General features: G+C 68.1%; 13 protein-coding genes and 1 pseudogene. 7 read left to right on the top strand and 7 right to left on the bottom strand.

Features of this window, described 5'->3' with window-relative positions; genetic code table 11:
• The first annotated feature begins 3 nt into the window (after window positions 1-3).
• A complete protein-coding gene (locus XCSCFBP4642_RS25650; RefSeq protein ID WP_228325640.1) occupies window positions 4-2,145 on the top strand; it encodes a TonB-dependent hemoglobin/transferrin/lactoferrin family receptor in 2,142 nt (713 codons plus the stop codon).
• A gap of 237 nt (window positions 2,146-2,382) precedes the next feature.
• Here the strand turns inward: XCSCFBP4642_RS25650 and mgtE are convergent, their stop codons facing one another.
• Entirely contained in the window at window positions 2,383-3,750 is a 1,368-nt protein-coding gene (gene mgtE, locus XCSCFBP4642_RS0122975) for a magnesium transporter (protein WP_029221840.1), read from the bottom strand.
• A gap of 230 nt (window positions 3,751-3,980) precedes the next feature.
• On the opposite strand from mgtE, the pseudogene XCSCFBP4642_RS0122980 reads away from it, so the two are divergent.
• Window positions 3,981-4,286 (top strand): annotated as a pseudogene (locus tag XCSCFBP4642_RS0122980) (carbonic anhydrase family protein); the annotation flags it as partial.
• 200 nt (window positions 4,287-4,486) lie between these two features.
• Window positions 4,487-6,298 (top strand): monovalent cation:proton antiporter-2 (CPA2) family protein, encoded by a 1,812-nt coding sequence (locus tag XCSCFBP4642_RS0122985; RefSeq protein WP_029221842.1) that lies wholly within the window; start codon window positions 4,487-4,489, stop codon window positions 6,296-6,298.
• 110 nt (window positions 6,299-6,408) lie between these two features.
• On the opposite strand, the gene zwf is transcribed toward XCSCFBP4642_RS0122985, so the two are convergent.
• The 5 genes from zwf to XCSCFBP4642_RS0123010 all read right to left on the bottom strand — a co-directional run bounded on the left by zwf (window position 6,409) and on the right by XCSCFBP4642_RS0123010 (window position 14,018).
• Window positions 6,409-8,229: a glucose-6-phosphate dehydrogenase gene (gene zwf / locus XCSCFBP4642_RS0122990; protein ID WP_029221843.1), complete on the bottom strand. Its 1,821-nt coding sequence runs from the start codon at window positions 8,227-8,229 to the stop codon at window positions 6,409-6,411.
• Window positions 8,226-10,025, bottom strand: a complete 1,800-nt coding sequence (locus tag XCSCFBP4642_RS0122995; protein WP_029221844.1) for a glycoside hydrolase family 15 protein — start codon at window positions 10,023-10,025, stop codon at window positions 8,226-8,228. Before XCSCFBP4642_RS0122995 ends, zwf begins: the two co-directional genes overlap by 4 nt.
• A gap of 63 nt (window positions 10,026-10,088) precedes the next feature.
• The gene (locus XCSCFBP4642_RS0123000) at window positions 10,089-10,418 is read right to left on the bottom strand and encodes a low molecular weight protein tyrosine phosphatase family protein (RefSeq protein WP_029221845.1); all 330 of its coding nucleotides are present in this window, start codon (window positions 10,416-10,418) and stop codon (window positions 10,089-10,091) included.
• 26 nt (window positions 10,419-10,444) lie between these two features.
• Complete coding sequence (locus XCSCFBP4642_RS0123005; RefSeq protein ID WP_029221846.1) at window positions 10,445-13,765, bottom strand: ankyrin repeat domain-containing protein; 3,321 nt, start codon at window positions 13,763-13,765, stop codon at window positions 10,445-10,447.
• The gene (locus XCSCFBP4642_RS0123010; RefSeq protein ID WP_029221847.1) at window positions 13,758-14,018 is read right to left on the bottom strand and encodes a YcgL domain-containing protein; all 261 of its coding nucleotides are present in this window, start codon (window positions 14,016-14,018) and stop codon (window positions 13,758-13,760) included. Before XCSCFBP4642_RS0123010 ends, XCSCFBP4642_RS0123005 begins: the two co-directional genes overlap by 8 nt.
• Before the next feature lie 218 nt (window positions 14,019-14,236).
• Between XCSCFBP4642_RS0123010 and XCSCFBP4642_RS0123015 the strand changes: the two genes are divergently transcribed.
• From XCSCFBP4642_RS0123015 to XCSCFBP4642_RS0123030, 4 genes are read left to right on the top strand one after another with little or no spacing between them, the layout of a single operon-like run.
• On the top strand, window positions 14,237-15,433 hold the full coding sequence (locus XCSCFBP4642_RS0123015) for a beta-ketoacyl-[acyl-carrier-protein] synthase family protein (RefSeq protein ID WP_029221848.1): 1,197 nt from the start codon (window positions 14,237-14,239) through the stop codon (window positions 15,431-15,433).
• On the top strand, window positions 15,433-16,206 hold the full coding sequence (locus XCSCFBP4642_RS0123020) for a beta-ketoacyl synthase chain length factor (RefSeq protein WP_029221849.1): 774 nt from the start codon (window positions 15,433-15,435) through the stop codon (window positions 16,204-16,206). Before XCSCFBP4642_RS0123015 ends, XCSCFBP4642_RS0123020 begins: the two co-directional genes overlap by 1 nt.
• Window positions 16,203-17,024, top strand: a complete 822-nt coding sequence (locus tag XCSCFBP4642_RS0123025; protein ID WP_029221850.1) for a glycosyltransferase family 2 protein — start codon at window positions 16,203-16,205, stop codon at window positions 17,022-17,024. The genes XCSCFBP4642_RS0123020 and XCSCFBP4642_RS0123025 overlap by 4 nt, the downstream gene beginning before the upstream one ends.
• Window positions 17,021-18,643 (top strand): NAD(P)/FAD-dependent oxidoreductase, encoded by a 1,623-nt coding sequence (locus XCSCFBP4642_RS0123030; RefSeq protein ID WP_029221851.1) that lies wholly within the window; start codon window positions 17,021-17,023, stop codon window positions 18,641-18,643. Before XCSCFBP4642_RS0123025 ends, XCSCFBP4642_RS0123030 begins: the two co-directional genes overlap by 4 nt.
• Window positions 18,644-19,199: 556 nt before the next feature.
• On the opposite strand, the gene fabG is transcribed toward XCSCFBP4642_RS0123030, so the two are convergent.
• The gene (gene fabG, locus XCSCFBP4642_RS0123035; protein ID WP_029221852.1) at window positions 19,200-19,937 is read right to left on the bottom strand and encodes a 3-oxoacyl-ACP reductase FabG; all 738 of its coding nucleotides are present in this window, start codon (window positions 19,935-19,937) and stop codon (window positions 19,200-19,202) included.
• Window positions 19,938-20,137: the final 200 nt, after the last annotated feature.

Genomic DNA, 20,137 nt, shown 5'->3' on the forward strand with positions numbered 1-20,137 from the left:
AGCATGGAAGACCTGATGCGCTACATCCCCGGCGTGAGCATCGCCGACATGGGCCGCTTCGGCGAGAACGGCTTCAACATCCGTGGCCTGGAAGGCGACCGGGTGGCGATGACCATCGATGGCCTGTCGATGGCCGAGGGCGTGGAGACCGCGCGCGACTACGAGTTCTTCCGCGCCGGCCGCGGCGGCGTGGATGTGGATTCGCTCAAGCGCGTGGATATCGTCAAGGGCGCCGACTCCATCAGCGCCGGCAGCGGCGCGCTCGGTGGCGCGGTGGTGTTCACCACCAAGGACCCCTACGACTACCTCAAGGCGCAGGGCAACGACAGCTATGTCGGCTTGAAGACCGGCTACACCGGGCATAACGACCAATTGCTCGGCAACCTCACCGTCGCCAACCGCAGCGGCATCGTTGAATCGATGCTGAGCTACACCCGCCGCGAGGGCCACGAATCCGAGGGCTGGTATTCCAGCACCGACATCGACACCGGCAGCGCGCGGCGCACGCCCGACCCGGTCGACAGCCAGAGCGACAACATACTGGTCAAGCTCGACGTGGTGCCGAACGCACAACACCGCGTCGGCGTGGTGTACGAACGCAACCGCTCGCAGAACCGGGTCGACAACCTCAGCCGCGTCAGCGCGCCCAGCTACGCCGAGCGCATCGGCGAAGACAGCAACGACCGTGACCGCTACGGCCTGCGCTACCTCTGGAAGGCCGACAACGCCCTGTTCGACACCCTGCAGGCGCAGCTCGACCGTCAGCAGACCGACAGCCGCGGCACCACCCGGATCCTCACCCAGAGCGGCAGCTCGAGCACGCCGGCCACCGCCGCCACCACGCGCTGCACGGTGGCGCTGCCGTGCCGCCGGGCCGAGGACCGCGACACCGAGCAGACCCTGGACCGCCTCGCGGTCGACTTCGACAAGCAGCTGCACGACAGCGGCTGGTCGCAAGCGCTGTTGTACGGGGCGGCCTGGCAGCGCCGCAGCATCGACTTCAGCGCGATCGACTACCGCTGGAACAACGCCGGCGCGCTGGACACCGCCACCGTCGACCCGGCGCAGGTGCCCAAGACCGATGCCGACACCTGGAGCGTGTACCTGCGCGACCGCATCGGCCTGCGCGACGACCGCCTGCAGCTCACCCTGGGCGCACGCTACGACCACTACCGCTACACGCCGACGCTGTCGTCCACCTTCGTCGATGTCACTGGCACAGTGCGCGAGGTGACCTTCGCCGCACCGACCTGGCAGGCCGGCATCAGCTACGCCTTCACCCCGCAGCAGACGCTGTGGTTCCAGGCCGGGCGCGGCTTCCGTGCGCCGACCACCGCCGAGATGTACGCCCCGACCAGCATCACCGCGCTCACCGAGGTCGCCACCGGCACTACCGTCAACGTGCCGACCGTGGCCGCCAATCCCGCGCTCCAGGCAGAGCGCAGCCTCAACCTGGAACTGGGCTGGCGCTGGGAGAGCGACTGGGCACGCGTGGGCCTATCGGTGTTCCGCGACCGCTACGACGACTTCATCCAGAGCGAAACCGTCACCGCCAACGCCGGCACGCGTTACCAGACCTGTACCCGCGGCGTGTGCACCGCGCGCAATGGCTACGCCTACACCACGCTGCTCAATGTCGGCCAGGTGGAGGTCAAGGGCGTCGAACTGGAGGCGCAGTTCAGGCTCGGCGATGCCTGGCTGCTGCGCGCGGCATGGACGCACAACCAGGGCGAGCTGGAAGACGGCCGTCCGCTGGACAGCATCAATCCCGATCGCGGCGTGCTGGGCCTGAGCTGGCAGGGGCTGGATGAGCGCCTGCGTGTGAGCGCCAACATCACCCATGCACTGGCCAAGAAAGCCAAGGAGGTCACCGTGGAGAACGATATCTTCGGCGTCCCGGCCGAGCCGTTCCTCAGCGACGCCTACAGCGTGGTCGACCTGTTCGGCAGCTACCGCTTCAACGCCAACGTGCGCGTCAATCTCGGCGTGTACAACCTGTTCGACGAACGCTATTGGCAATGGGCGCGCATCCGCAATGTCACCCGCGGCGATTTCTATCTGTACGGCTATGCCACCGACGACGGCATCGGCCGCTACAGCGAACCGGGGCGCAATCTGCGCGCCACGCTGTACGTGACGTTCTGAGGCGCAGTCACCGCTGCGTATCGCGGCACGGACTGTCGTGCATGCGATGCAAGGATGGGCCAGGCACTACAGCGTGGTCATGCACGCGCTGCGCGGGTAGCGATACGCCGACTGCAGCTCCGTCGAATCGATGACCAGATAAGAGGTGCCGCACGCCATGCGCCACCTCGACATCGCAGCCATCCAACAGGGCATGACGCGCGCAGCTCGCGGCGCGTCATGCCACTACCCGCTGCGCTACAACAACGTGCCGCTCAGGATCGCCGCAGCGATGCTGAAATAAATCACCAACCCGGTGACATCCACTAACGTTGCCACGAATGGCGCAGAGGCGCTGGCCGGGTCGAACCCGAAGCGTTGCAACACGAACGGCAGCATCGAGCCGGACAGCGAGCCGAAGGTGACGATGCCGATCAGCGCCGCACCGATGGTCAGCGCCACCATCTGCCAGTGCGGGCCGTAGTCGTAAAGGCCGGCGGTCTGCCAGATGGTGATGCGCATGATCGCCAGCACGCCCAGGATCGCGCCCAGGGTCAGGCCGGTCGGCAGTTCGCGCAACGCCACTTTCCACCAGTCGCCCAGACGGATCTCGCGCAGCGCCAGCGAGCGGATCAGCAGCGAGGTGGCCTGCGAGCCGGAGTTGCCGCCCGAGCTCATGATCAACGGAATGAACAGGGTCAGCACCACCGCCTTGGACAGCTCGTCCTCGAAGTGCTGCATCGCGCTGGCGGTGAGCATCTCGCCCAGGAACAGCACGCTCAACCAGCCGGCGCGCTTCTTGATCATCTGGCCGAAGCCAATCTGCATGTACGGCTTGTCCAGCGCTTCCATGCCGCCGAACTTGTGCACGTCTTCGGTGGATTCGGCGGTCAATGCATCCAGCACGTCGTCCACGGTGACGATGCCGAGCACGTGGCCGCGCGCATCCACCACCGGAATGGCGAGCAGGTCGTGGCGACGGATCAGCCGCGCCACTTCTTCCTGATCCAGCGCCGGGTCCACGGTGACCGGCGGATTGACTTGCGCCACCTCCAGGATCGGTGCCTCCGGCGCGCCGGTGATCAGCCGCCGCATGGTGACCACCTGAGTGAGCACGCGGCTGTGCGGGTCGAGCAGATAGATCGCGTACACGGTCTCGCGGCTGCGCTCCACTTCGCGGATGTGCTGCAGGGTGCGGCCCACCGTCCAGTCGGCCGGCACCGCCACGAACTCGGTAGTCATCAGCGCGCCGGCGGTATTGGGCGGGTAGCGCATCAAGGCCTGGATCGACAGCCGCGCCTCGGCGCTGAGCAGCCACAGCAGCGGCTGGCGCTGCTCGGTATCCAGGCCGTGGAAGATGTCGGTGGCACGGTCGTCGGCCATCTGCCCGAGCAGGGACGCGGCCTGCTCGGCCGGCAGCAAGGCCACCAGCGCACTGGCATCGCGCAGCTCGGGTTGTTCCAGCAGCTTCACCGCACGCGGCGGCGGCAACGCGGCCAGCACCTGCGCTGCGTCCGTGCGGTCGAGGGTGTTGAGATATTCCACCGCATCGGCCGTGTTGAGCTCGGCCAGGGGTGCGGTCAGTGCATCGACGCCTTGGGCAAGGCGCAGGGTTTCGTCGTACATGGTGGTTCGCCTGGTGACGACCGTCGTCGATGACAGCCGGCGAACCCAAAACCTCAGGCGCGCGCCAACCAGGTCATCGACCCGGGTCTAGGGTGACTGTCGCTGGACATGGATAAGGCTCCGAAAGGTGCGCACCGACCGGTGATCCGGGCGGCGGCGCGGCGCAGTCTGCGCGCCTGAGCTGGCTTGGTCAATGCCTCACGTGCGGCCCGCTGCAGTGCGCGTATGACGGCAAGCCCAATCCGGCCTTCCAGCGCGTGCTCGATGCGATGCCAAGCGACAAAGATCAGACCCGGAAGGTGGCCGACGCCTCCGTGCGTGCCAGCGATTTTCTACCACCCGGCAACCCACGCAGTTTCTATCGCTACCAGGGCTCGCTGACCACCCCGCCATGCAGCGAAACGGTGGACTGGGTGGTACTGAGTCAACCGGTGCAGGTGTCCAGGGAACAGATCAACGCATTCGAGCGGATGTATCGGTTCGACGCGCGTCCGCTGCAGCCACTGGACCGTCGCTTCCTGCTCAAGCGCCGGTGAGCCCGGCCCAGGCGCGGCGCGTCTAGCGCGACGCCGGCAGACCCTCGCGGTTGCCACCGACAAGCGCTGGCCACTGCCTGCCGCCGCAACGCGTTGACCTTGCACACCGGGCGCGTCGTATGCCGCGCGGCGCCGGCACAGCGTGCAAGCCGGCCGGCCGCCTCGCGCGGCATAATGCGCGCCTCAACGGAGAGTGCGACATGCATAGCGGCGGCCTCGAAGTGGCCTTGGTCCTGATGCTGGCGGCGATCGTGGCCGTGCCGGTGTTCAAACGCTTCGGCCTGGGCGCGGTGCTGGCCTATCTGGTCGCCGGCGTGGTGCTCGGGCCCGACGGCGTGGGCGTGGTGCAGGATGCCGAACGCATCAGCGGTGCAGCCGAGATCGGTGTGGTGATGCTGCTGTTCGTGATCGGCCTGGAATTGTCGCCAGCCAGGCTCAAGGTAATGCGCCATTCGGTGTTCGGTGCCGGTGCCAGCCAGGTGCTGGTGACCGCGGTGATTCTGGGTGGCCTGTTGATGCTGGGCCAACTCGGCTGGAAGAGCGCACTGATCGTCGGCGTGGCACTGGCGTTGTCGTCCACCGCGGTGGGCCTGCAGTTGCTGGCCGAGCGCAAGGCACTGAACAGTGACTACGGCCGGCTGGCCTTCGCCATCCTGCTGTTCCAGGACCTGATCGCCATTCCGCTGCTGGCGGCCATTCCGCTGCTGGGCGGCAGCAAGAATGCCACCCTGGCCTGGCCGGATGTGGCCAAGGCAGTCGCCGCCCTGGCACTGGTGATCCTGTGCGGGCGCTTCGTGCTGCGCCATCTGTTCAACGTGGTGGCGCGCACGCGCATGCCCGAGGTGTTCACTGCCAGCGCGCTGCTGGTGGTGCTGGGCGCTGCGTGGATCATGCAGGAGGCTGGCCTGAGCGCCAGCCTTGGCGCCTTCATCGCCGGCGTGTTGCTGGCCGATTCGGAATTCCGCCACGAGCTGGAATCGCAGATCGAGCCGTTCGAAGGCCTGCTGCTGGGCCTGTTCTTCATCTCGGTGGGCATGGGCATCGACCTCAATCGCGTCGTCGCCGAGCCGGGAGTGATCGCCGCTGGCGTGGCGATCCTGCTGGTGGTGAAGTTCTCGCTGCTGGTCGGCATCGGCAGCGTGGCCAAGCTGCCGCTACGCAGCAGCCTGATGCTGGGCAGCGTGCTGTGGCTGGGCGGCGAGTTCGCGTTCGTGGTGTTCAACGAGGCCGACCGCGTCGGCCTGCTGGAAGCTGCCAATCACGACCGTCTGGTGGCCATTGTCGGTGTCTCGATGGCACTGACGCCGCTGTTGCTGCTTGGCATGCAACGCATCCTCAACGGACCACTGCGCTTGCGCGAACCCAAGTCCGAACGCCCGTTCGACACCATCGATACGCAGACACCCAAGGTGCTGGTCGCCGGCATGGGCCGCTTCGGCCAGGTGGTTGCGCGCCTGCTCACGGCGCGCCACGTGCCGTTCGTGGCGCTGGAACACAACCCCGACACCGTCGAGGACCTGCGCCGCTTCGGCAGCCAGCTGTATTACGGCGATCCCACCCGCCCGGAACTGCTGCGCGCTGCCGGTGCCGACCGCATCAAGGTGTTCGTGATCGCGGTGGACGACCCGGACACCAACATCAAGACCGTGCGGCTGATCCGCCGCCTGTACCCGCAGGCCACCGTGCTGGCGCGCGCGCGCAACCGCCAGCACGCCTGGAAGCTGATGGACCTCGGTGCAGAACCGTTCCGCGAGGTCTTTGCCTCCAGCCTGGAACTGAGCGGGCGGGTATTGACCTCGCTGGGACTTGGCGAAGCGGACGCACGCGAGCACGTCAAACGCTTCCGCCAGCACGACGAAGACCTGCTCCGCCGCCAGCACCTGGTCTACGACGACGAAGCCAAGGTGATCCAGACCTCGCGCGACGCACGCGCCGACCTGATGAACCTGTTCGAAGCCGACGTCAAGGCGGATGTGGACGGCGAACCCGCATCAACCACACAGAATCACTGAGCTCTTTCGTAGGAGCGTGCCTGCGCGCGACCGGGCGTTACCGGCAAAGCCCGTCGCGCGCAGGCACGCTCCTCCGTGGAGCTGCGGTGGCTGCCTGCCGCTCGCATCCGTCAGCGGCGTGGTGTACGTGCCGCGGTTTTGCCAGCGGTCTTTGCGACCTTGCCGGTTGCGCGTTTGCCCACGGCTTTCTTGGCCGCGCTGCCGGGCGATGTAGCAGCATCCTGCGATGGTCTTGCTGAAGCCGCAGATGCGCGTTTGGCTGGCGCCTTGGTGATTTTTTCGGCTGTCGCCTTGGTGATCGTCCTGGCCGGCGCCTTGGTGGCCTTCGTGGCAGATTTGTCGGTGGCTTTCTTGATCGGCGTCGTGACGCTGCTGCGCGCTTCCGGCGCACGGCGTGGCGGTGGCTTGCGGCCCGGAGTCAACGCGCGCCAGGCATGTCCGCCGTTCATGGCCAGCAAGGCATCGGCGGCCGAGGGGCCGGCGCTGCCGGCGGCGTAGTTGGGGAAGTCGCTGGCCGGTTGTTTCCAGGCATCCAGGATCGGCTGCACGATGCGCCAGGCGCCTTCCACCATCGCCGCATCCTGGAACAGGCCGGCCTCGCCGTTCATGCAGTCCTGCAGCAGGCGCTCGTAGCCCACGGTGTATTCCTTGGGAAACCAGTCGCGGTAGCGGAAGTCCATGCGCACCGGCGCCAATGCGACCTGCGCGCCGGGGCGCTTGACGTCGAACAGCAGCGAGATGCCCTCATCCGGCTGGATGTGCAGCACCAGCCAGTCGGGGCCGTAACCGCCCACTTCGGTGCTGCGGAACGGTGCCAGCGGCGCGGGCTTGAAGCGGATCGCGATCTCGGTGGTGCGCTCGCGCAGGCGCTTGCCGGTGCGCAGATAAAACGGCACGCCGGCCCAGCGCCAGGTGTCGACCTGCAGCTTCATCGCCACATAGGTTTCGGTGTCCGAATCCTCGGGCACGGTGTCTTCTTCGCGGTAGCCGGGTACGGCGCTGCGATTGACCGCGCCGGATGCGTACTGGCCGCGCACCACGTCTTCCGGCCTGATCGGGCGCACCGCCTCGATCACTTCGGCGCGGCGTCGGTGCATCGCCTCGGTGGTGAAGGCGGCCGGCGGTTCCATCGCAATCATCGCCAGCAGCTGGAACAGGTGGTTGGGCACCATGTCGCGCAGACAGCCGGTGGGATCGTAGAAGCGCCCGCGCCCTTCCACGCCGATGGTTTCAGCGGCGGTGATCTGCACATGATCGATGCGGTCGCGGTTCCATACCGGCTCGAACAGGCCATTGGCGAAGCGGAATGCCAGGATGTTCTGCACGGTTTCCTTGCCCAGGAAATGGTCGATGCGGAACACCTGGTCCTCGTGCAGCACCTTGGCCACGGTGGCGTTGAGCGCGATGGCGCTGGGCAGATCGTGGCCGAAGGGTTTTTCCACGATGACGCGGCGCCAGCCCTCTCCCTCGCGCTGCTCGACCAGACCGGCCTCGCCCAGGTTGAGCAGGACCGGCTCGAAGAAGCGCGCGGCGGTGGCCAGGTAGAACAGCACATTGCCCTGGGTGCCGTAGCGCTTGTGCAGCTTGTCCAGCACGCCGCCCAGCGCCTGGTAGGCGCCCTGGTCGGTGAAGTCGCCACGCACGTAATGCATGCGTTCGCGCAACCACTCCCAGGTGGCGGTATCGAAGGAATCGGCCTGAAATTCGGCATCGCGGCTGCTGAGCAGCTGCGTCATCGCCTTGCCCATGTTGGTGCGCCAGGCGCGCTCGCTGATGTCGCCGTGGTCCATGCCGACGATGGCGAAGTCATCACCCAGCGCACCGGAACGGCGCAGGTTGTACAGCGCCGGCATCACCAGCCGCCGGGTCAGGTCGCCGCGCGCGCCGAACACCACGATGATGCAGGGCGGGGTGGTCTGTTGCTCATTCATGGATGCGTTTCCTTTTCGCCCATGCGTCCATGCAGGCGCAATGCCGCATTGACCAGGGCCACGTGGGAATACCCTTGGGGGAAGTTGCCAAGCATGCGTTTTGCACGTGGGTCGTACTCTTCTGCAAGCAGGCCCACGTCGTTGCAGAGCGCCAGCAGCCGTTCGAGCAGCACGCGCGCCTCATCGGTGCGACCGATCAAGGCGTAGTTCTCCACCAGCCAGAAACTGCAGGCCAGGAAAGTGCCCTCGCCGGTCGGCAGGCCGTCGGCGCTATCGTCGGCGCGATAGCGTTCGACCAGGCCATCGATGGTCAGCTCGCGTGCGATCGCGTCGGCGGTGGCGACAATGCGCGGATCGTCCGGCGGCAGGAAACCCACGATCGGGATCAGCAGCAATGCGGCATCCAGGCGCTCGGAGCCGTAGCTCTGCACGAAGTGGCCATCCGGGTGCACGCCCTTGTCCAGCACCTCGGCACGGATTTCCTCGGCGATCCGGCCCCAACGCGCGCGCTTGTCGGCATCGGCGTTGGTGATGCCGTCGCGCGTGCCGCAATCGAAGGCCAGCCACGCCATCACCTTGGAATGCACGAAGTGGCGGCGCTCGTCGCGGATTTCCCAGATGCCTTCGTCCGGCTGACGCCACAGGTCTTCGAGCGTGTCGAGGATGTTTTCCAGCAAGGCGGCGGCGGAGCCGTCGTCGTCCGACGGCAGCGCCACGCCTTTTTCGCGGGCGTAATGGAATGCGCCGATCAGCTCGCCGTAGACATCGAGCTGGAACTGATCCACCGCACCGTTGCCGATGCGCACCGGGCCGGAATTTTCATAGCCCGGTAGCCAGTGCGCCTCCCACTCCTGCAAGCGGCGCTCGCCGCCGATGCCGTACAGCGCCTGCAGCTGGTCCGGCGAACCGGCGATGGTGCGTTGAACCCAGTCGCGGAATGAGGCGGCCTCGTCGCGATAGCCGGCCTGCAACAAGGCGATCAGCGTGAACACCGAATCGCGCAGCCAGCAATAGCGGTAATCCCAGTTGCGGGTACCGCCCAGGTGCTCGGGCAGCGAGGCGGTGGGCGCGGCGACGATGCCGCCGGTGGGCAGATAGCTCAGGCCTTTGAGCACCACCAGCGAGCGGCGCACCTGCTGGGTCCACGGCCCCACGTCGGTGCAGCGGCGCGCCCAGCCGTGCCAGAACGCGGTGGTGCGTTGCCGCGCCTGTTCCGGATCGATCGGCGGCGGCGTGGGCAGATGCGAGGCGCCATGGCTGAGCACGAACCAGGTGCTCTGGCCATCGCGCAGGGTGAAGTCGGCTTCGGTGCCCAGGTCCTGGCCATGCAGTTCCTGCGGCGAGCGCAGGACGAGCTGGTCGGGCCCGGCGATGGCGCGGATGCCGCCGTCGATGCGGGTCACCCACGGCACCGTGCGCCCGTAGTTGAAACGAAAGGTCAGCCGCATGTGCATGGGCACTTCGCCCTGCACGCAGCGCACGATGCGCACCAGATGCTGGTGCAGCTCGCCATTTTCGGTGGCGGCCATGAAGTCGATCAGTTCCACCGTGCCGGTGTCGGTGATCAACCGCGTGCACAGCACCAGGCTGTCGTCTTCATAGGCGCGTTCGCTACGGTAATCGGCTGCGGGGGCCATCGCCCACTGCCCGTGTTGCTCGTCGCCCAGCAATGCAGCGAACACCGCATCGGAATCGAAGCGTGGCAGACACAGCCAGTCGATGGTGCCGCGGTGGTCGACCAGGGCCGCGCTGTGGCAGTTGCCCAGCATGGCGTGGTCTTCGATACGAACGCTCATCGTGCGGGCGCTTCCTTCCTGCGAAAGAGCCCGCAGTCTCGCACGCGCGGTGTCGGGATCAGGTTACGACTGCGCCGGCAAACGCAGCAGCGGTGGCACCGTGTGTTCCAGCCGGCGAACCAGTGCCGGGTCCATGTAGGCATAGTCGTCGGGGATCTGCAGGCAGACCACGCGGCAGTGGCGCAGATGCGCGGCGAAGCGTTTGCGCAGCAGCTGCAGATGGCGCCGTTCCATCACCAGCACCACCTGTGCGTGCTGCAACAGCTCCGGGGCGACCTGCACTTGCGCATCGGCGGCCAGTCCGGCCGATTGCGCCTGCACGCCGGGCCAGTCGGCGAACACGCGCTCGGCGGTGGGGCTGCGCAGGCGGTTGCGGCTGCACACGAACAGCACCCGCGGCGGTTGTCCGCCGCGCAGGCTCAGCGCCCCTCGCGCAGGAAGCGCGCCATCGACGAGACGCCCGGCAGCGCCGGTTCGAACTGGCTGGCCACATCGATGAAGCCGCGCATGATGGCGATCTCGCGCGGGGTGCGGTTGAGCGCGTCGCGGCGGTCGGCATCGGCACCGGCGCGCAGCAGGCGCTGCACCAGCAGCGGCAGGCCATGCAGGGCGGCCAGATGCAGCGGCCCGAAGCCACGTTGATCGGCAACCTCCAGCGAGACGTCTTCATCGAGCAGGCGCTCGACCCCGGCCAGCACCACCTTCTCGTCGCAGGCGGTGCCCGGTTCGGCACGTGCGCCCAGCAACAGCAGCAGCGGGCTGACCCGGCCACCGGCAAGGTACTCGGGGTCGGCGCCGGCCAGCAGCAAGGTGTCCAGCAAGGCCAGCAGGCGGCTCTTGTCGCGCGCGGTGAAGCCGTACAACGCGGCGCAATGCAGCGGCGCCAAGCCTTGATTGTCGGTGGCGTGCACGTCGGCGGCGGCAGTGAGCAGGCGCGCCACGATGTCCGGCAGGCCCAGCGCGCAGGCCAGCATCAACACGGTCACACCGCCCGGCAGGCGGTGTTCGATCTGTGCGCCGGCTTGCAGCAGGGCGGCCACGATCTCGGTCTGGCGCATGCTCACTGCCGCCGACAACGGCGTGGCGCCGCTGTTGGCGGCACGCTGCGGATCGGCGCCACGGCCGAGCAGATGCGCGACCACGCCAAGATGGCCACCACCGGCCGCACGCAGCAGCGCGGTGCAGCCTTGCGCGTCGACGGCGTCGACCGGCAGGCCGAGGTCGATCAGGCGACGCACCGCGTCGGTGTCGCCGGTCATCGCGGCGGCCGGCACATCCGCTTCGCGCAAGGTGCGGCGCGGCAACGACCAGATGCGCCAATCCAGCCAGTCGGCCAGATCGCGGCGGCCGATCGACAGCGCCACGCCCAGCGGGGTCTGCCCATCGGCAGCGCGCGCTTCCGGCGAGGCGCCTTGTTTAACCAGCAGTTTCAGCGAAGCGTCGCGGCCCAGCGCAGTGGCCAGATGCAGCGCGGTCATGCCGTGGCTGTCGCGCGCTTCGCGGTCCACGCCATGTTCCAGCAACCACTGCTGCAGGCGCAGCCAACCCAGCCGCACCGCCAGCGACAACGGCGGATCGCCGGCAGCCGACGGAGCGAACGGGTCGGCGCCGCGTTCGAGCAACTCGAGCGCGAACTGTTCCAAGCCGCGCGATGCCGCGTCATGCTGCACGCAGGCACTCAGCAACCGGGTCAAGCCACCGGCGCCCGCCGGCGAGACACCATGCCGCAGCAACGCCTGCAGCGCCGGCACCGCCTCCACGCCGCGCGAGAGCAGCGCAAACATCGGGACATCGCCGCAGGCATCGCGTACTTCGGCATCGGCGCCGTGGCGCAGCAACCAGTCGACCGCCTCGGCGTTCAAGGCCAGATGCGCATCGTGCAACAGCCCGCCCAGTTCTTCCGGGGCGCACAGCCGTGCCAGCGCAACCAGGCCATCGCGCTGGCCGAACTGCAGGCCTTCGCGCAGCAGCACCAATGGCGGACGATCGGGCAATACCGCAACGCCAGGCGTGTCGCCATGCCCGTCGCTCACCGCGGCCGGCAACGGGTAACTGGGATCGAGCAGTTGCACGATCGCCCAACGCCCGGCTTCGGCAGCCACATCCACCGCGCGACGGCCATGCGCATCGACGCTGTCAGCCGGCACCTGCAGATCCAGCAAGCGGCGGATCAACGCCGGCGACACGCTGTCCGCGGCGCAAGCCCGCATCACCGCGTTGCGGCCGTCGCCATCGATGGCCAGCACATCGGCCTTGCGCGCGACCAGGCGTTCGAGCACCGCGCTGCGTGCCTGGCGCGCGGCATCCAGCCACGGCGTGCGGCCGAGCAGATCGCGCGCTTCCAGATTGGCGCCGGCCGACAGCAGCGCTTCGACGATGTCGCCATGACCGGCCAGTGCGGCTTCGTGCAGGGCGCTGCGGCGCTGGCGGTCGCGCGCATCCACGCGCGCCTTGTGCTTGAGCAGCAGCTGCACGCCGGCCGGGTCGTCTTCTTCGGTGCCGGCGGCGGCCAGCAATACCGGCGCGCCGCCATCCGGTTCGGACTGCGCGCCGCGCTCCAGCAGGAACTTCGCCAACCGCCAGTTGCCGACCTGGCAGGCCATCGCCAGCGGCGAGTGGCCATCGTTGTTGAGCGCATCGAGTTCTGCGGCGGCATCGCGCAGCAGCGCGGCCACGCCGGGGTCGGAGCTGCGCACGGCATGATGCAGCGGGGTGTTGCCGTCGTTGTCGCTGGCGCGCGGATCGGCGCCGTTGGCCAGCAGGGTCATCACCGCATCCGGGCGGCCATGCCAGCTGTCGCGGGTGGCGGCAAGCAACGGCGTCATGCCGCGGTGCGGCTGGTTGACGTCCACGCGCCGTACGATCAGTTCGCGCAGCAGGCGCAGGTCCGGCAGCACCGCTGCCAGCGCCGGCAGGCTGCGCTGGTCGCGCCATTCCGGCAGCGGCAGCGCCTGCGGGTCGGCGCCGGCTTCGAGCAGTTGCAGCGCGCGATCCACCCGCCCGCTGCGGGCGGCTTCGAACAGTTCGGGCACCAGCTGATGCTGCGCCACCGGCTCCAACGGGCGCGGCGCGGCGGCGGCCTCATTGAAGAAGTCAGTCGCCTGCGGGACGGCCGGTGCCGTGCTGCGCGATGGCGCGGCGGTGCGCTGCAACAGCAGGTGGCCGGCAGGCAAGGCCACGCAGGCGGCGATCGCCAGGCCCCAACGCAGCCCGGCGGACACGCCGCCCGGCCAGGCCAGGGTCACGCACAGCGTGCACATCGCCAGCACCAATGCGGCCGCCAGCAACCCACGCCAGGCATGCAGTTCCTGCGTGGCCAGCGCATGCCAGCGTGGCGCCAGCGCGCGCCCATCGCGTTCCACCTCGCCCCACAACGGCCAGGTCCGCCACAGCCCGAGCAGGGCCGCGCTGATCGCCACGCTCAGCGCCAGCGCGGCGGCCAGACTGCCGCTGTCGCGCAGCGCAGTCAGCGGCCAGCTGATCAATGCAGCCAGGGCCGGCAGGCCCACACCCCAGATCGCCAGCAGCGGCGGTAGCGCCTGTGCGATGGCGCGCGGCTGCGCCGGCAGCGCGCGCGTCCCGCGTGCCCACGACACCGCCAGCGCAAAGGCCGGCTGGGCCAGCCACAGGCTCAGCGCGGCAATGCCACCGCCCAGGCCGCCGAGCAGGGACAACACCACGCCGGCCGCCGCCGCCAGCGCTGCGGCGCGCAGGCGCGCGGCACGCTGCGGATCAATCATGGTCGCACTCGCCCGCCAGCACCACGGTCTTGGGCAGTTGCAGGTAGAAGCCGTGCTTGCCCAGCGCCTCGCGCACCGTGGCCGCGTCGGCCTGCGCCAACCGGCGCTCCGGCGTCACTGCCACCTCCAGCACGAAGACAAACGGCGCCAACTGCGCGTGCACGGCAGCAGGAAGACCGGCGAAGTCGTCACGCGTGCCGAGATAGACGAAGGTGTCCTGCTTGCGTTGGCTTTTATAGACGTAGGCGTGCATGCGCGCGTGATCGCGCTCGAAGAGCGGTGGGTCGCGTCGATTGTGTCCCAATTGCGGCCATGGCGAAAGCGCGGCGGGTGCGAAAAATCCCAGCCGCGTCAGCGACATGACCGGCACGTTCAGTTGTGCCGTCGACGGGACAGGCGCACGCCACCGATATACTGCAAGCACTTTTTGCCAGCCGGACCACCGTGAGCCAAGCGCAGCATCCGTCCCAGATGGCCCCGGTCGCCGTCTCCGCCTACACCTCCACCACCGCGCTGGGCGCCGGGCTCGCCGCCCAGGCCGCCGCCTTGCAGGCGCGCCGCAGTGGCCTGCGTCGCAACGATTTCGGACCGCAACCGCTGCCGTGCTGGATCGGCCGCGTCGACGGCGTGGAAGAAGTGGTCCTGCCCGATGCACTGCACCGCTGGGACTGCCGCAACAACCGCCTGGCCTGGCTGGCGCTGCAGCAGGACGGCCTGCTGGAAGCGGCGCAGGCCGCCGCACAGCGCTATGGCGCCGAGCGCGTGGCGGTGATCGTCGGCACCTCTACCTCCAGCATCGGTGCCAGCGAAGAGGCCTATGCGCGGCTGCTGGAAGACGCCGACGGCGCACGCTTCCCGCCGGATCTTGAACGCCCGATCGTGCACACTCCGCATTCGCTGGGCGACTTCGTGCAGCACGCCACCGGCCTGCGCGGCCCCAGCGTGACCGTGGCCACCGCGTGCTCGTCCAGTGCCAAGGTGTTCGCGCAGGCGGCGCGGCTGATCGAGGCCGGGGTGATCGATGCGGCCCTGGTCGGTGGCGTGGATACCTTGTGCGGCAGTGTGCTGTTCGGCTTCAACTCCCTGCAGGTGGTGGCGCCCGAGCCGTGCCAGCCGTTCGATGCGCGGCGCGTGGGCCTGAGCCTGGGGGAGGCCGGCGGCTTTGCGCTGGTCCAACGTACCGCGGCCGCACCAGACGCGGCGGTGTGGCTGTATGGCTATGGCGAATCCAGCGATGCGCACCATATGTCGTCCCCGCACCCGCAGGGACTGGGCGCGCAGCTGGCGATGCGCGGCGCGCTGCAACGCGCTGGCGTTGAGCCGGCCGCGGTGGGCTATCTGAACCTGCACGGCACTGCCACCCCGGCCAACGACAGCGTGGAAGCGGCCGCGGTGGCGGCGATCTTCCCCGACACCTTGCATGCCAGCTCGACCAAGGCCTGGACCGGCCACACCCTGGGCGCGGCCGGCATCGTGGAATCGGTGATCGCGCTGCTGGCGCTGCGCGACGGCCTGCTGCCGGGCACGCTCAACAGCGAAGTGCCCGACCCCGCCTGCGGCCCGCAGATCCGCTTCGACAACGCCCATACCCGGATCGATTACACCATGAACAATTCCTTCGGCTTTGGCGGCAACAACTGCTCGCTGCTGTTCGGGCGGGCACGCTGATGCTCGCTGCCAGCATCGAAGGAATCGGCTTCTGGAGCCAGGGCCTGCCCACCTGGGAGGCCGCACGCGCCTTCGTGCACGGTGCTGCGCTGCAGGAGACCCCGGCACGCCCGGCGCCGCAGCTGCTGGCCGCCAACGAACGCCGCCGCGCACCGGATACGGTGGCGGTGTCGCTGGAAGCGGCGTTGGCCGCCTGCGCTGCTGCCAGCCGCGACCCGGCCAGCCTGCCGTCGGTGTTCACCTCCACCCATGGCGACCTGGCCATCACCGATTACATGTGCACCACCCTGGCCAGCGACCCGCTGGCGATCTCGCCGACCAAGTTCCACAACTCGGTGCATAACGCGGCTGCCGGTTACTGGACCATCGGTGCGGGTGCGATGACGCCGACCACGGCCATCAGCGCCTCCAATGCCAGTTTCGCGCAGGGGCTGCTGGAGGCGCTCGTGCAGCTCACCGCCGGCGTGGACGCGGTGCTGCTGGCCAGCTACGACGCGCGTTCGGTCGGGCCGCTGGGCCGGGTCTCGCCCAGCCAGGGGCTGCTTGGCGGGGCGCTGGTGCTTGGCAGCGCCGGCCAGGCAGGCAAGCCGCAGCTGCGGGCGCGGCTGGACGATGGCACCCCGTCGCCGGGCGATGGCCCGTTGGCGCAGCAGGTCGCCGGCAATGCGATGGCGCCGATGCTGCCGTTGTTCGAACTGCTGGCCGGGCGCGGCGACTGCGTGGCCTTGCAGGCCGGCCCCGGCCGCGTCCTGCGCGTGGAGATCCTGCCGTGAGCCGCGTGCCGCTGACGCCGCAGGACACCGCGATCCTGGTGCCGGCGTTGAACGAATCGCTGCGCATTCGCGAAGTGGTCACCGATGCACTGCAGTACTGCCCGCAGGTGATCGTGATCGACGACGGCTCCGACGATGGCACCGCCGATTGCATCGCCGACCTGCCGGTGACGGTGATCCGCCACCCGCAGCGCATGGGCAAGGGCGCCGCCCTGCGCAGCGGCTTTGCCAAGGCCCGGCAACTGGGCATGCGCGCGGTGATGACCATGGACGGCGATGGCCAGCACGAGGCCGCCGATTTTCCGCGCCTGCTGGCCGCGGCCAACCGCCACCCCGGCAGCGTGGTGATCGGCGCACGCATGCGCAAGCGCGCCACCCAACCCACCATCCGCCGGATCGGCAACGATTTCGGCGATTGGGGCATTGCCTGGGGCTGCGGTTTTAAGCTGGTGGACAGCCAAAGCGGCCAACGGCTGTATCCGGCATCGGTGTTCACCCTGCCGAATGTGCCCGGCGAAGGCTTCGTGTTCGAAGCGCAGCTGCTGATTTCGGCCGCCCGCCAGGCCGGCGCGCGGGTGGTGGCGGTGCCGATCGAGACCCGCTACGCCGGCAGCGCGCCAGGCACCTTTCGCAAGAGCCATTTCCGGCTGGTGCGCGACCTGTGGAACATCACCTCGCACGTGGTCAAGCAGGTCTGGGCGTACGGCCATGTCTGGCGCGAATACCGCCGCGTGCGCGCCAATCCGGTGATCGTTGACGACGTCGATGGCGAATTTGCTACTGTGCCCGCGGTCACCAAGAGCAACCACTCCTCATGAATGCAGCGCGCGCCGATGTCGTCATTACCGGTGGTGGCCTGGCCGGCCTGAGCCTGGCCTTGCAACTGAAGCAGCGCGACCCTGCGCTGGCCATCACGGTGCTGGAACGGCGCGCCCACCCGGTGCGCGAGGCCGCCTTCAAGGTTGGCGAATCCACGGTGGAGATCGGCGCGCATTATTTCGCCCAGGTACTGGGCCTGCGCGAGCATCTGGAGACCGAACAGATCCGCAAATTCGGGTTCCGTTTCTTCTTCTCCGACAAGCGCGAAGACATCGACCGCTGCACCGAGCTGGGCGTGAGCAAGATCCTGCCGACGCCGTCGTGGCAGATCGACCGCGGCCGTTTCGAGAATTTCCTTGGCGAACGCGCACGCGCGCAAGGCATCACCTTCGTCGACAGTTGCAGCGTCAAGGGCCTCGACCTGTCCGAAGACGACACCGACCATGCGGTGCGCTTCGAGCGCGATGGCGCGCCCGGCACGCTGAGCGCGCGTTGGGTGGTGGACGCCAGCGGCCGCGCCGGCCTGCTCAAGCGCAAGCTCGGACTGGCGCAGGACAACGCACACAATGCCAACGCGGTGTGGTGGCGCGTGGAAGGCTTGATCGACCCCAACGGCTGGTCGCAGGACAGCAGCTGGCTGCAACGCTGCACGCCGCCGGACCGCTGGCGTTCGACCAACCACATGTGCGGGCCGGGTTACTGGTTCTGGTTGATCCCGCTGTCTTCGGGCGCGCATTCGCTGGGCATCGTCTGCGATGCCGCGATGCATCCGCTGGAGCGCATGAACACCCACGAAAAAGCCATGGACTGGCTACGCCTGCATCAACCGCAGGTGGCCGCCACGCTCGACAGCGCCGATTACCGGCTGCAGGACTTCCTGTTCCTGCGCAAGTTCTCCTATGGCTGCACCCAGGTGTTCTCCCCGCAGCGCTGGGCGCTCACCGGCGAGGCCGGCCTGTTCCTGGACCCGTTCTATTCGCCCGGCAGCGACTTCATCGCCATCTCCAACACCTACATCTGCGAGCTGATCGGCCGCGACCGCGCCGGCAAGTCGCTCAGCCCGTATGTGGAGCTGTACCAGCAGCTGTATTTCTCGTTCTACGAAAACACCCTGACCCTGTACCAGGATCAATATGCCTTGTTCGGCGACGAACAGGTCATGCCGGTCAAGGTGATCTGGGATTACACCTACTACTGGTCGCTGCTGGCGCCGCTGTTCTGCGCCGGGCGCATCGCCGACCTGAGCCTGCTGGCGCGCATGAAGGCAGATTTCTTCTACGCGCGCGACATGAACCTGGCCATGCAACGCGTATTGCACGACTGGGGCGTGCGCAACACCGAACAGGGCATCACCGGCGGCGATGGACGCCTGCTGGACCAGTATTTGATCGGCTGGTTCAACGAACTCAATGGCGCCTTGAACGACACCCTCGACGACGATGCGTTCGTGGCCCGCATCCATGGCAATGTCGCGCAGATGGCCGTGCTGGCCCGCGAGATCCTGCAGCAGGCACGCCAGCGCCACCCGGGCCTGCCCGACCACGGCCTGGGCGCGCTGACGGCCGATGCCAGCGGCGAGGCGATCCTGGCCGCCACGTGGTACGCCGACGCGGCGTAGCGTTGATCGAACGCGCCGGCAACGGCGCGTTTTGCTTGGTCCACGCTTTCTTGATCCGCGCGTGCTGTACGCGAGCGCAGCCGGTCATGACGGCGTGCACTGCTCACAGCCCTGCACACCGACGCTCTCTCGTCCTTGTCAGCCCACCGTAGCGGGACCTTCCGCAGCGTGGATGCCGCGCAGGATCCTACACCGGCGTACTTGCAGCGTCTCCAGTGAGAGTGGGCGGGCAACGGCCACGTAACGAAGGCCCAGATCAGCCGCTCCAGACCAGACGCATCTGCGCCGTTCAATGACCTCTCAAGGCAACCGAGAGCGTTAACTTCAGCGCAGTCTGGACGTTCTCAAGCCAAAGTCGTCGAGGGCGCAACACCCTCACCGCCTGCGGGACACGCCGCAAGTACGTCCATGTAGGCACGGTGGCGGCATCCATGCCGCCACACGGTCCCGCAAACGATGAGGACATTGCACCTGGCAACGTGGTCGTGTGCCGATAGAAACCACAAAGCGGACTGCGCCCATCTCGCGGCAGGCATAGTCATGCTGTTAGCCGCTCTCAGCCCATCCCACCATTGATGCCGATGACCTGGCCATTGATGTAGCCGGCGGTCTCCGAACACAAGAAGGCGACCAGTGCGGCCACTTCCTCGGGTTTGCCCACGCGGCCGGCCGGCACCAGTTGCTTGATCACTTCCGGGGCGAAGCTTTCGCCGACCATCTCGCCCTCGATCACGCCCGGCGCCACCACATTGACTGCGATGCCGCGGCTGGCCATCTCGCGCGACAGCGACCTGCTGGCACCGTGCAGCGCCGCCTTGGCTGCGGCGTAGTTGGTCTGCCCGCGGTTGCCCAGCACCGCCGCCACCGACGACACGCTGACGATGCGCCCCCAGCGCGTGCGCGCCATCGGCAGCAGCAAGGGCTGGGTGACATTGAAGAACCCATGCAGCGACACATCGATGACCCGATGCCACTGGGCAGCATTCATGCCCGCCATCGGGGCGTCGTCGTGGATGCCTGCGTTATTGACCACGATCTGGATCGGGCCGCTGTCCAGCAGGGCCTCCAGCGCGGCCGTTGCTGCCTGCGCGTCGGCCACATCGAAGGCCACCGCCTCTGCGCTGCCACCGTGGGCGACGATCGCAGCCACCACGTCTTCGGCGCGCGCCAGATTGCGGTTGGCATGCACAATGACGTGCCGGCCTTGCGCGGCCAGCTGTCGGCAGATGGCGCCGCCAAGATCGCCGCTGCCGCCGGTCACCAGCGCACGACGCTGTGGAAGGGATGTGCTCATGGACGCCTCGATGAAAGCCGCAAACGGCAGCGGCGAGCCCGTTATCCTAGCGATTCGCTGCTGCCGCCGGAACAGCCTTGCCACATCCCGGCATGCGCTGTGCGTCTGACGACGTGGTCACTCCTGCAACAGCGTCCCGCTGCCAGGTGCAGGCCCTGTGCATGTCGTTCCGGTCGCGCGTGCCGTTCCAGTTGAGGATG

This window comes from Xanthomonas cassavae CFBP 4642 (assembly GCF_000454545.1).
Taxonomy (GTDB): domain Bacteria; phylum Pseudomonadota; class Gammaproteobacteria; order Xanthomonadales; family Xanthomonadaceae; genus Xanthomonas; species Xanthomonas cassavae.